Source organism: Limnobacter parvus (assembly GCF_024623725.1).
Classification (GTDB): Bacteria; Pseudomonadota; Gammaproteobacteria; order Burkholderiales; family Burkholderiaceae_B; genus Limnobacter; species Limnobacter parvus.
In genome coordinates this window covers 33,715-46,370 of sequence record NZ_JANKHG010000014.1, presented here as the reverse complement: position 1 = coordinate 46,370, position 12,656 = coordinate 33,715, and the positions used below count along the sequence as shown (strand labels likewise).

The 12,656-nt window shown below is 49.8% G+C and carries 11 protein-coding genes; 4 read left to right on the top strand and 7 right to left on the bottom strand.

Annotated features, from left to right (window positions below; translation table 11 throughout):
* The first annotated feature begins 152 nt into the window (after positions 1 to 152).
* Positions 153 to 629, top strand: a complete 477-nt coding sequence (bfr, locus tag NSP04_RS02510; protein ID WP_257510765.1) for a bacterioferritin — start codon at positions 153 to 155, stop codon at positions 627 to 629.
* Between the two features lie 110 nt (positions 630 to 739).
* Positions 740 to 940 carry a (2Fe-2S)-binding protein gene (locus tag NSP04_RS02505; RefSeq protein ID WP_257510764.1) on the top strand — a complete coding sequence of 67 codons (201 nt, stop codon included), beginning with the start codon at positions 740 to 742 and terminating at the stop codon, positions 938 to 940.
* Here the strand turns inward: NSP04_RS02505 and NSP04_RS02500 are convergent.
* The 5 genes from NSP04_RS02500 to NSP04_RS02480 all read right to left on the bottom strand — a co-directional run bounded on the left by NSP04_RS02500 (position 925) and on the right by NSP04_RS02480 (position 6,938).
* A complete protein-coding gene (locus NSP04_RS02500; protein ID WP_257510763.1) occupies positions 925 to 2,772 on the bottom strand; it encodes a protein kinase domain-containing protein in 1,848 nt (615 codons plus the stop codon). The two genes, NSP04_RS02505 and NSP04_RS02500, sit on opposite strands and share 16 nt — an antisense overlap.
* Positions 2,773 to 2,905: 133 nt before the next feature.
* Positions 2,906 to 3,535: a hypothetical protein gene (locus tag NSP04_RS02495; RefSeq protein ID WP_257510762.1), complete on the bottom strand. Its 630-nt coding sequence runs from the start codon at positions 3,533 to 3,535 to the stop codon at positions 2,906 to 2,908.
* Positions 3,536 to 3,556: 21 nt separating this feature from the next.
* Positions 3,557 to 4,276, bottom strand: a complete 720-nt coding sequence (locus NSP04_RS02490; RefSeq protein WP_257510761.1) for a hypothetical protein — start codon at positions 4,274 to 4,276, stop codon at positions 3,557 to 3,559.
* 58 nt (positions 4,277 to 4,334) lie between these two features.
* Positions 4,335 to 6,239, bottom strand: a complete 1,905-nt coding sequence (locus NSP04_RS02485) for a cytochrome c (protein ID WP_257510760.1) — start codon at positions 6,237 to 6,239, stop codon at positions 4,335 to 4,337.
* A 222-nt stretch (positions 6,240 to 6,461) separates the two neighbouring features.
* On the bottom strand, positions 6,462 to 6,938 hold the full coding sequence (locus NSP04_RS02480) for a hypothetical protein (protein ID WP_257511226.1): 477 nt from the start codon (positions 6,936 to 6,938) through the stop codon (positions 6,462 to 6,464).
* Between NSP04_RS02480 and NSP04_RS02475 the strand changes: the two genes are divergently transcribed.
* Complete coding sequence (locus NSP04_RS02475; RefSeq protein ID WP_306815231.1) at positions 6,937 to 8,931, top strand: DUF4116 domain-containing protein; 1,995 nt, start codon at positions 6,937 to 6,939, stop codon at positions 8,929 to 8,931. The two genes, NSP04_RS02480 and NSP04_RS02475, sit on opposite strands and share 2 nt — an antisense overlap.
* A 26-nt stretch (positions 8,932 to 8,957) precedes the next feature.
* On the opposite strand, the gene NSP04_RS02470 is transcribed toward NSP04_RS02475, so the two are convergent.
* Both NSP04_RS02470 and NSP04_RS02465 read right to left on the bottom strand, forming a co-directional pair.
* Complete coding sequence (locus NSP04_RS02470) at positions 8,958 to 11,072, bottom strand: TonB-dependent siderophore receptor (protein ID WP_257510759.1); 2,115 nt, start codon at positions 11,070 to 11,072, stop codon at positions 8,958 to 8,960.
* A gap of 73 nt (positions 11,073 to 11,145) precedes the next feature.
* The gene (locus tag NSP04_RS02465) at positions 11,146 to 11,325 is read right to left on the bottom strand and encodes a hemin uptake protein HemP (RefSeq protein ID WP_257510758.1); all 180 of its coding nucleotides are present in this window, start codon (positions 11,323 to 11,325) and stop codon (positions 11,146 to 11,148) included.
* A 181-nt stretch (positions 11,326 to 11,506) separates the two neighbouring features.
* Between NSP04_RS02465 and NSP04_RS02460 the strand changes: the two genes are divergently transcribed.
* Entirely contained in the window at positions 11,507 to 12,628 is a 1,122-nt protein-coding gene (locus tag NSP04_RS02460; RefSeq protein ID WP_257511205.1) for an imelysin family protein, read from the top strand.
* The last annotated feature ends 28 nt before the right edge of the window (positions 12,629 to 12,656 follow it).

Sequence of the window (12,656 nt, the reverse complement as noted above, 5' to 3'; positions counted from 1 at the left end):
AGATGTTAACGAGAAGTGTTCTCATTATTATTTAGCTTTTTGGATTTTGCAAGGGTTTTTTTAAAAGTCTTGCAGGAAAAGGGTTTTGGCTGCCTTGGCCCGCGTTGTACACTGTCGTATTGAATCAAATTAAGTGCTTAGGGAGAAGAACGATGAAAGGTTCCAGCAAGGTAATTGCCGCGTTGAATGCTCAATTGAAGAACGAGCTCACGGCGATCAACCAGTATTTTCTGCACTCGCGAATTTTTGGAAGCTGGGGCCTTGAAGTACTTAAGAAGAAGGAGTACGAGGAATCAATTGGTGAGATGAAACATGCAGATTTGTTAATTGAACGTGTGTTGATGCTGGATGGTTTGCCCAATTTGCAAGACCTTGGCAAGCTGATGATTGGCGAGAACACTCGCGAAATTCTGGAAAGTGACCTGAAAATGGAAAGTGCTGCGCAAGTGACCATCAAAGATGGTATAGCGACCGCAGAATTAGAGCGTGATTATGTGTCACGCGACATTCTTCAAGTCATTCTGGACGACACCGAAGAACACATTGATTGGCTGGAAACCCAACTCAGCCTGATTGACCGGGTGGGTCTGCAGAATTTTGAGCAGTCCATGATGGGTGTTTCAGAATAAGCGATATCTATCAGAAACCAACGATTTCAAAGTGCGTTGAAAAAATACTTGATTATAGTAATGCGAATCATTATTATTAATATCAAGTTCAACGCTTTTGAGGTCTCGCCATGATCGTCTGCATTTGTGCCAACGTTAGTGACAGCACCATTTCTGAAGCAGTGCGCAACGGTTGTGGTTCTGTAGACGACATCACCATGAAAACCGGTGCATGTTCTGGTTGTGGACAGTGCCGTATGCACTGCCAAAGTGAAATTGAAGCGCACAACACTCTGGTTCAGGTCAGCAATATGAGTCAGCAAACCGCCTGATCAACGCATTGAAGGCGTTCCATTAATTCGCGCTCGCCGTACTCGTCGGTGAATTGCTTCAGTAAATAATCCCGCGCTGTTTTCTTGTTGGCACGCGATATTTCAAGTTCATTGAATATGGCTGCTTCCTGGTTTCCTGGGGGGAATAGGCGTTCTTTAAATTCTTTACTGATCAGCCCGCCGTCGCGCAGCGCAGTGATGGCCAACTCGCTGAATTCGGATTCGCTGACCATGGAATTACTCTGACTGAACACGATGTTCTCCATGGCTTGCCCAACAGAATATCGTTTTTCCGTATCGGGTTGGCACAACAAGTCTGCCACCTGACTCAAGCTAGCCAGTTCCGGAATAATCTTTTGCATGATTTCCACCCTTTGGCGGTCTTCAACGGATTTCATATCTATCCCCATGAATTCCAAAGTTTCGCTTTTAATCCTGTTTCTTAAGCCTGCGATTTCTATTGGTGCATCACCACATATCTGATGAATCGAGCATCCTACAGCGTAGGCATCGCGGCTTTCGGGATCAAGGTCCGCTTCAAAGGCGAGGCTTTGCAGTGCTGAATAGAGTTCGGTGGAAGTCACCAGCGGTATGTCAGCTGTTTGTTTTATGGCGGAGTTCATATCAAAGTCGATCAGTTTCACCCGAAGTTTGCCATCATGATTTGCCAAAACAAAGTTGTTGGGTTTAATGTCGTTGTGTGCGACGTTGCGATTGTGCATTTGCTGTACGCATTCAAGCATTTGATAAGCCAGTCGGTTCAAGAACCGTCGAACTTTGTATGGATTGGTAAATGGACTTTGATTCAACCGATCGATCTGCGCCAATATCAAGGCATTTTTTTCAGACTTGCTTTTCTGTTTGCTGGTGTTTCGGACAAGGGAAACACACATGTCGTGCAACAGCTCATAACCCAGACCTTCCGAGCTGAGCCCCCCCTCAACGACAAATCTTAGCAAATTGAAATCGACAATGAAGCCATGTAAATCAGCGACGCCCAGTTCAAGATATGAAAACGAAGAAGCTCCGCTTACGCTTCTTGACGAGGCCGTTGAGGCGGCCAAATGTGAGGCATACACTTTAGAGACACCTGCCAAAGAGCCATCATTCAAGTGTGGAATAACAGCCACTTTTTTGGGCTTTATGATCTTGAGCAGCGCTTGGGGCAATTCGTCGGTATATCTTGGGTGCGATTTCTTAACGACGATGTATTGATCATCATTTACGGATCGACCTAAACGAGCCACACCATACGAGCCTTTGCCCACTGCGCATTTCGCTAATCTCTCTGTAGCGCCATACCGGGTATGAATTTTTTCTTTGTCTATTTTCAAGGCTTGAAGCCCATTGACCGACGAATATCTCGAATTCATGCGCACCAATTCTGTCGAGTTGATCCATGTGTAGTGCTCAAACAGTTGACCGTTCGTGGCAATCAAGGTGTGTTTCGGAACCGCGTTAGGGAATGCTGAATTCGCCACCTGCTTGTTCATGATCTGGGGTGCGTTGGTCTGTGTGGAGTTGTTTAACAACTGCATGTACCTTCGGCACATGAAACCAAATTCTTCTAAGGCATTTTGTGTCAATGGCGATGATGTTATTTGTCGGGATTGTTCGCTCAAATCAAGAAGTAGATTCAAGTCATTTTCTGAAAGGCGACCGTCAAGCCTTATTTCTTGGTAAAGGCCTACTACGGCATCATACAGATACGAGTTCAGGCGCCTTGGCGCGTTCGCGGCAACGGTGGCAAGTCCAGTTGTATTGCTTGTTGCCAGCCCGGCTGAAAGCCTGCAGCCTAATTGCGTTTCAACGAAGTTTGAAACTGATGTCATTGAGTTGCTCCGAAGTGTTAGGTGGGTACAGAAAACCTAACAGAGCGGCAGTTGAACTGAAAAACGTGGCTCACCTGTACTTAAATGGAGGGAACTTACTTCCAGGTCCTTGTTACCAAGTTTGCGAGAATCATTACGATTGTCGGTTGAAGTAATTCAATCTAGTTTGTATGTGCGCTTTTTTCTCGGCACTTAGGTCTTTTGCAGACAAGGAATTACTACTGATTTGCTCGTGCGCCGCATCCAGTAAATCATCCAGCTTGGCCAGTTGAAAGTCTTCTACCCATTGTGCATCTCTTAAAAATCTTCCAAAAGATCGACGGCTTTCGGGTATCAAGTCCACGTCAACTGTGTGCCCGTTGGCGGCGTCTGTGTAGTGGTATCGGCCGGGGTGCATTTCCGCCTCAACAAAACCAAGTTCCTGAATGCTTGTCGCCATGTATTCGCTGCGTGTTAAGCCTGCGTAATTCACAACCACATCCAGATCATTAGGCCTTGCAGGCAGGGTATTGGCTGCGTTGGGGGCCAAGCACGCATGAATGTAAAGCGCAGCGCTACCCGCAATGCTGTAATTGTGTTTAGAACCCAAAAACTGGTGCAGATTGCTTAGCAGGCTTGCGGCGTTTACCTGGGGAAATGCTTGTGCCAATGCACGCGTTGCTTCGCTGCTCGAGTTCACTTTGGTTTGCGAGGCCGGTGGGGTTTCAAAAAAACTCCGGTTTGAAATGATTTGATCACGTGGGGTTGTGGGGGCTGAATTCATGTGTTCCATATAATTCCAAGCTTATTTGACCTGGTTACGACCTGTGCTGTGATTGATCACCACCACATCCGAAACAGGTTTAAGAGAAAAATTGAGTATTGCTTGAATGGGCGGGCACAGAGTCATGCTTAGCATTCGCAACTGTGTTTGATCAAAATGCTGCCAACGTTCATTGAATAGTCTTTTGGTGTTGTCCAGCCCGCCGCACAGTTCAATGTAAAGCGGGTCAATCAAGCGAAGCAGGTCTTCGTCGTAGGTGTGAGTAATTTGCGCCACATTCATTCCTTCAATGGAGTTGGGGCATTGCGTGTACTTGGCAAATCCAAACTCATGGTCGGAAGTCACATCAATTTTCAGGGTGTCGCCGCGTTCACGTGGCATGAAAACAATGCCGCACGGATCGGATGTCAGTTGGAGATCTTCCATAACGCGCTTGCCGATGTTGTTGAACTGGCGCATACCCGTTGAATTCACCGTAACATCCAGGTCGTTGGGCAACGGCAAGGTTTGTTCAGGTTTCAGAAATCGAAGGGCTTGCAGGTGCAAGGAGGTTGAACCGATGAATGTGTAGTTGCGCGGCTCGCCAAACAATTGATTGCAGGTGGCAAGCAGCTTTTCGGGATTTACGCCGGGGTGTGCTTTTCCCAAAGCGCGGAGTGCCCGCAGCCCGACAGGAACGGATGCACAGTGCAGGTTTTGCAAGCCCATGTTTGCGAGCCTGGAGATTGATGAAATCGGCATAAAGAAGGCTTCAGGTTTTTGGTTTTGGACCACTGAGTCCCATTTGCCGACACTTAGTTCAATGTTTCAGGCCCCGAAGCTTGTCCACTTCAATTGATGCGACTCCACTGGCCTGGTTACCCCAGCTTCTTCGAATGTAGGTGACCACCGCGGCAATCTCGGTGTTGTTCAATTCAACCCGATACGGTGGCATGCCATGAGGATAGGGTACGGCAGCTGTACTGGGCGAGTAGCCGCCATTCAACACCATGCGAATGGGATTCGCAGGGTTGGGAGCGATCACGTTCGCATTGCCGGCAAGTGCCGGAAATTGACTGGTTTTTCCTTCACCCTGTTGGCCATGACATTCCGCACAAGATTCAGTGTAGATGGCCTTGCCTTGAACCATCAAGGGTTGGAGCGTACGCTCCCCCAGGCCTGTGGATTCTTTTTCGGAAGGTGCACTCGCTGGCAGGCTTTTCAGGTACACCGCCATGGCTTGTGTATCTGTATTGTTTGCAAACTGCATGCTGTGCGCGATCACTTCGCTCATGGGCCCATAGGTGGCGGCGTGTTTGTTCACGCCACTTTGTAAATACTGTGCAATGTCGCTTTCGCTCCATTTGCCCAAGCCGTGAATGGGGTGACTGTTCAGCGCCGGTGCAAACCACTTCAACACCGGTATGGTGGCGCCGCTCAGGTGCAGATTATCTTTTAATCCGCCCAGCGCATTGCGCGGAGTGTGGCAGGCAGCGCAGTGGCCCGGGCCATTCACCAAATAAGCGCCGCGGTTCCACTGTGCAGTTTGTGTCATGTCGGGCTTGAATTCACCTTCTGTGAAATACAGTGCGCGCCACACGGCAAGTAACGGCCGTTGGTTGAAGGGGAAATGCAAGGCGGGTGGCGGAGTTTTTTGCGCAACTGCGGGCAAGCGTTTCAGGTAGGCAAACAAATCGTCCACCTCGGCGCGGCTCATTTTGGTGTAATCGGTGTACGGAAATGCGGGGTACAGATAATCACCATTCTTCGACACGCCACTGTGCATGGCTTTGTAAAAATCATCAGAGGTCCAGTGGCCCAAACCAGTTTCCGGATTCGGGGTCAGATTGGTGGCGTAAATTTGACCGAACGGTGTTTCAATGGCGCGGCCACCCGCGTAGGGCTTCCGGGGGTCTGCTGTGTGGCAGCCTGCACAGTTTCCGATTCGTGCCAGGTAAGCACCACGCTTTTCCTGTTCTGAAAGCAATTCAAGTGAAATGGCCTCGGGCGACACATTGCTGTTGTTCGGCGCGGCAGTTTCAGTGTGTGTACCGCATTTCAGCGGAAATTTCATGCTGTTTGTTGGGGCGGCTTTTGAATTGGCAGGCACCGGCTGCGCTGCCAAAAATGCTGTGGCTGTATTCAATTCTTCAGAACTCAATGCTTTGACCAAGGCGTGCATGCAATCAGGGTCAGCAGCTTGGCGCTGCCCGTTTCGCCACTTGCCCAGTTGAGCATTCAGGTAGTCGCGTGGCAGGCCCAGCAATCCTGGCGTGTAGGGTTCAACGCCAGTAAGCGCTTGGCCATGGCAGGCTGCGCAAGCGGGTACTTTTTTCGATGCAAGGCCTTCAAACACCAGGCGCTTTCCTTGCTCAAGTTCTGCGGCTGTGGCGGTGGTTCTTGCAGGTGCCGGGTAGGGTGGGTTTTGCGCGGCAAAGTACTTTGCCATTTGCAACAGGTAATCGTTCGACAAGTGCTGAACAATGCCATTCATGGCGGCGTGTTCGCGGCCACCATCGCGAAACGCGATTAACTGGTTGTACAGGTAACCCTCCGGTTTGCCCGCAATGCGAGGGTAGTAGCCTTCAGCGCTGGCGCGGCCTTCGGCCCCGTGGCAGGCCACACAAGCCTGAACACGCTCAGCCATATTCGGCGACTGGGCTTGGGCGTGGGTGGTGAGGCTGGCAAACAGCAAAAGGGCGGCGGTGGCAAGGCGGGTAATCATAGGTACTGCTCGGTGAAATGATGCTTGATTATACTCTCACCCCCTTTTTCTACGCTTTGGTTGAACTATGTGATCAACTAATTCAACTCAATGAGCATTCATTCTATTAATTTTTGTTCTTTGTTTGGGCAGTACGCCGATGCGTTCCAATGTTGTTAATCAGAATTCTATCGAAACAGTTGCGGTACAGGCAGGGGCCCCGCGGTCTTTCAGGCAAGCCATTCAAGCCGCTGTAACAGCTTTGTCTTGCTGCCTGATGCGCGGGTCTTCAGCATCAGTTCGGTCGGCAGAATCTGAATTCGAGAATCCCGCCAGCCGGCTGCTGAAGGTGTCTGAGCTTCTTGGCAACCAAGGATTCTTTGAAGCAACAAACATGGCGGTGGCTGCGTCCAGAAATACTGATTTCAGTAAATCCAACGGGCTCAGCCAGTTGGTCAACGCCTGCACAGTCGACCAGTTGCCCTGCGCATTTGAACTTCGGTGTGCATTGCCGTTGAACCGCTTTTTGCCTGCTGTGTCATTGGGCCTTTGCAAGGCCCACATTGATCCCCTGTTACTCAACAGGCCACGAACCTTGGCTGATGTGGAAGTGAGCAACCGGGCGATCGGCAAGTTAACCGAATTGTGTGAAGTGCTATTGCAGCCCATCAGCGAAAAGCAGACTTTGTACACCTTGGACACCGAAGTGTTGAACACCATGCATCAACTGTTTCAGCGTTGCAATGACGAAGCCAGGTTGCCACTAAAAACTCAGCTTGAATATGCAGTACAGAAGCGCGATTTGCTGGTTGCGCTTCGAATCAACACGGCAGCGCTTGAAACCGCCAGCGAAGATCTGAGGAACGACCCCGATGTGGTGTGGTGTGCCATGAATCGATTTAATACCTCCTTTCGACATGCAGGCGATGCAATTAAAGCCAACCGCGAATTTGTTTTGCGCGCAGTGAAAGTTGCGCCAATGATTTTGCAGCATGTCCACGAAGATTTGAAAAACGATCGCGAGGTGGTGCAGGCAGCAGTTTCCCGCAATGGATTTGCGATTGAATTTGCAGACCCACAATTGCAAGGTGATCGGGAAATTGCGCTGATCGCAGTGAAAAATGCAGGTCAGGCCTTTGTTCATTTGCCCGAACCACTGCGAGATGACCGGGAAATTGTGTGGACGGTTGTTGAGTTCTACCCATTGATGCTGCACCTTGCCAGTGATCGATTGAAAAATGACAGGCAGCTTGTATTGATGGCAGTTGAGCTAGACAGCAATACTTTGCTAAATGCCAGCGAAGAACTTCGTAGTGACGAAGAAGTTGTGCTCAAGGCCATGCAGTTTTCCAGGGATGGTTGGACGCTTGCACATGCCAGCGAAGCGCTACGCAGCAATCCAGAATTTGTATCAAGGGTGTTGCAGCTGATGCCGAGCGCCATAGAATTTGCGCACACCACATTGATGAACAACAAAGAACTTATGTTGCTCGCTTTTAATAATGGGAGTGAGCATGGCTTTAATGTTGCCAGTGATGACTTAAAAAATGATGAAGAAGTGGCATTGGCTGCTGTTAAAAACTCCGGAATTTCAATTCAGTATTTGGGCGATACGTTAAAAAAGAACAAAGCAATTGCATTGGCCGCAGTCATGCAAAATGGATACGCGCTCGAGTTTGTTGATGACGTATTCAAGAACGACGAGGAAGTGGTGTTGGCCGCTGTTCAGCAAAATGGCGAGGCGCTTAAATTCGCAAGTGTCCAAATGAAGGTCAATAAAAGAATTGCATTGGCTGCGGTGCAGAAAGATGGTGCTGCATTAAGACATCTTGGTAATTGGTTTGAGCATGACAAGGACCTTGCTCTCGCTGCGGTTCGTCAAAACGGATATGCACTTGCTCATGTAAGTCACGAGCTTCAAAAAGACGAACAAGTTGCTTTGGCAGCAGTGCAGAAAAATGGTTACGTTTTGCACATGGTTAAAGCAACACATGGAAGCAACAAAGCAATTGTTCTGGCGGCTGTAAAAAACTGCGGGAATGCCCTTCAGTTTGCCAGTGAGGATTTGAAAAACGATCCCGAGGTGGTTTGGGCTGCCATTGAAAATGATGGCAATGTACTCAACAGCGCAGGCAATCAATACAAGGAGAATAAAGCTTTTGCATTGAAAGCAGTCAGCAATGGTGCTATGGCCTATCAATCTTTAAGCGAAGCGCTGCAGCTTGACAAAGAAATCGCGATGGCAGCAATTTTGCATCAAGGCAACGTGCTTAGATTTTTCAATCAACAGTTCAAGGCAGATCGAAAGTTTGTCGTGGTGGCCGTTCAGAACGACGGCTTGGCTGTGCACCATGTTGCTAGCCGGTTTTTAGACGACAAGGAAATAATGAGGAGCGCAATTCAACAATTTGCCACCACCCTTTTCAAAGCCAGCGAACGTTTGAAAAATGACAGGGAGTTGGTGATGATTGCAGTTCAGTCCAGCGGGCGTGAACTAGAGCACGCCAGCGATTCACTCAAACATGACGAAGGCATTGTTTTTGCAGCAGTTCAAAATGATTCTTACGCAATGAAATTCGCAAGTGATGCGCTTAAAACCAATCGGAATTTCGTGTTGCGGGCCGCGCAAGCGGATCCTAAAATACTTCGTTATGTTGATTATCCAATGAAGATGGAAATACTTGTGCAGTTACAGCAGCAGGCCAATGAATGACCTGTTGCTGATATTCAAAACTTTTTTTAGAAATTGTAATTCGCACTGAACACCACATTGCGTTCGACACCATAGAAGCAGTCGCCGCGCGCCAGGCAGGTGGACACATATTCACGGTCACCCAGGTTGGTTGCGTTCACGGCATAACGCCAGTCGCCTGTTTCGTAAGAAAGCATGGCGTCCAGCAGCGCTACGCTGGGTGTGCGCACTTTATCGGCGCCATCCCAGGATTCATCAATAAAGCGCAAACCGGCACCCCATTGCCAGCCCGGCATACCAAGCATTGAGAATTTCTGGCGACCCCACAAGCTAAGCGTTTGCTTGGGCACTGTGGCCAGTCGCTTGCCCTGGTTTGCTCCGTTGTCGCGGGTTACCTTGGCAGTGGTGTAGGCGTAGGCGGCCAGTACGTCAACCGTGGGGCTGATGCGGTGGTTGGCCTCAAGTTCGACGCCCTTGCTTTTGGCCTCGCCAACCTGAATTTGATTGCCAGCTTGGTTTGGGTCTGCGGTACGTCGGTTGCTTTCGGTGATCTCATACACGGCCGCTGTGAACAGTGATTTTCCGTCTGCCGTTTCATACTTCACGCCCCCCTCAATTTGCTCTGCCTGTTGGGGCTTGAAAGGGTTGCCAAAGAAGTCGAGCCCGCCAATTGGCAAGAATGATTCGGAATAGCTGACGTAGGGCATGGCGCCGAGGTTAGTGATGTAACCCAAACTGGCTTTTGCGGTGTTGGTGGATGTATCCAGCCTGGCGGCGGGTGCGTTGTCTGTTTCAGACTTTGCCCAGTCGCGGCGCATGCCCACTGTGCCCAGCCAGCGCTTGTTGTATTTCACCTGGTTCTGGGCATACACACCGGTTTGTCGTTGAAGTGTGCCCGCAATGTCGACCAGCACAGGGGCCACAAAATTGCCGTACACCGGGTTTAAATAGTCGATGGGGGCGGCACTGCCACCTACACCGCGTGCACCACCCAGCGCCACGCGTTGGTAATCAAGCCCCACAATGCTGGTGTTCTCGAATGCGCCCAAATTCCATTTGGCGATCAGTTGTGAATCGCTGGTGAAGCTGTCAGCAGCGTTGTATTGCGAAATGGCTACGCGATTGATTGTTCTGCCATCGGCATTGATGGCAGGCGTGAATGCGGAGTAGATGGAGTTGTAAGACACCGCGCTGTCGCTTTGCTTGATTTTCTGGCTGAAGGTAAATACATCGTTTAAGCGATGATCAAATTCAAGTCCATAAGAAGTTTGCTTGGCAAGGTACAAGTCGAAACCAGGCTCGCTAATGAAAGTGTCTGAGGGAATTCTTCCATTCGGGCCTTCAAAGCGTGTGCCCACAATCGGGAAAAATCCAACTGACGACCCGGTGCGGTCTCGCTGAACCTGCGCATAAGCAGTCAGGCTGGTGTCCGCATTGGGCCGCCAGGTGATGGAGGGTGCGAACAAGTCGCGGTCATCGGGTACAAAATTCACTTGGGTGTCGCTGTCACGGGTCAGCGCGATCATGCGGTACAGCAGCGTGCCTTCTTCATTCAAGGGGCCAGTCAAATCAAGCGCAAGCTGTTTTCGGCCATACTCGCCAAGCTGAACACCCACCTCGCCAGCTTGTTGGCCTTGGGGGCGTTTGCTGACCATGTTCACCAGCCCGCCAAACCCACCTTGCCCATACAACACAGACGAAGGGCCTTTCACAACTTCTACGCGCTCAAGCGTGAAGGGGTCGGGGCGTACATTGTTGTAAAAACCAAATAGCTGACGCAGGCCATCCTGATACTGCACGAAAGATGTTCCACGAATAAAGGCCCAGTCGCCCCGGTTGTCGAAGCCATATGAACCAGCACTAACACCCGCGGTGTAGCCCAGCGTGTCTTGCACGGTCAAGGCACCCTTATCCTGAATTCGGTCTTTTGTAATCACGGAAATCGATTGCTGTGCTTCAACAATGGGTGTGCCGGTTTTGGTTGCGGAAAACGAGCTGTTGGCCTTGTAGCCTTCCACTGGCGTGGAAGCCTTTTCCTCGGTTTGAACTTGACCTTCCACTTTGACCGCGGGCAGGGTTGCGGATTCTTGCGAATTGGAAAACTGTGGCCAAAGCAGGGTGATGGCGCTGATTGCGCAGGGCAGGATTTTTTTCGTGGTCATGGTGATTTGATGAAAAAAACGCTGGCTGGCTGAATTGGTTTTGGCTGGCTTGCGATTGAGGATGAGAGAAACTTTATTTGGTCAATATCAACTTGCCTTGCGCGGTAATTCGCAGGCGGTATTCGCTGTCTTCGTGAACTATGGTCCTTTCCTTGCTGCCCGTGGGGAACAGTGCTTTTGTATTCAATGGCTCAAATCCGACAGGTTTGCCCGTGGAACCTTTGGTTTTGTTGGGTGATGTAGGAGTATTCATGGCGAGTTTTAATCAGTGAATGACGATTGAACATTGATGCAAAGTGTAGTCCAATAGTCTTATTATTGCAAATAATTCTCATTACTATTAGCATGTCGATCATCGTCGATTATTTCAAAGGTTCGTAATTCTCATGAAGTATTCAAAGTTGTTGCTCGGAAGAAAGTTAGTGTTTGCGGGTATGGTCTTGGCCATTCACAACTCAGTTTGCGCGGCACCCACGCCTGAAAGTGTTGTGCAGGGCTACAGCAAACTGGTGTATGCAAATTACGCTGATTCATTGAATTCAGCCCAGCAAATGCAAAACGCAATCAATGCTTTTTTGGCAGCCCCATCGCAAGCTGGTTTGGATGCGGCGAAAAAAGCCTGGCTGAATGCGCGTGAGTATTACGGGCAAACCGAAGCGTTTCGTTTTTATGGCGGTCCAATTGATGATGAAAACGGACCCGAGGGGCAAATCAATGCCTGGCCCATGGATGAATCGTATGTGGATTACGTGCAGGGCAATCAAAAGGCCGGCTTCATCAACAATACCCAATTCAACATTAACCGCGAGGCCTTGATTGCGGAAAACGAGCGCGGCGGCGAAGAGAATATTGCCACAGGCTGGCATGCAATCGAGTTTTTGCTGTGGGGGCAGGATTTGAATACCGACGGCCCAGGCAATCGACCTTACACCGATTACGTGCCGGGCAAGGGTTTGAATGCAGAACGCCGTGCCGCCTATTTGCGCGAAATCACGGCACTGCTGATTCACGATTTGAATACTGTACAGTCTGCGTGGGCGCCCAATGAGGCAGATAATTTCCGCGCTGAATTTGAACAAGGGGGCAAAGAATCAATTCGTAAAATATTGGTGGGATTGGGTTCTTTGTCGCGTGGTGAATTGGCGGGTGAGCGTCTCGAAGTGGCGCTGTTCAGCCAAGATCAGGAAGACGAGCATTCCTGTTTTTCAGACAACACACACCGCGATGCGGTGACCAACGCCCAAGGCATTTTGAACGTGTGGACGGGTACTTACAAACAAGCCGACGGTGCTGTGTTGAAGGTGCCATCATTGGCTGAATTGGTGGGCGCAAAGTCGGTTGATCTTGCAAAACGCACCACGCAACAAATTCAGAATTCGGTGAATGCGGCCTCTGCCATTCAAGCGCCATTCGACCGTGAAATTATTGGGGGTTCCAATGCGGCTGGACCCAAACGGGTCAAAGCCACTATTGACAGTTTGGTCGAGCAAAGCGTTTTGCTGGTTGAATCGGCCAGTGCAATCGGTATCACACGACTTACCCTAACACTGCCTTGAACGGTCCACGAGGAAGAAGCTTGTGGAC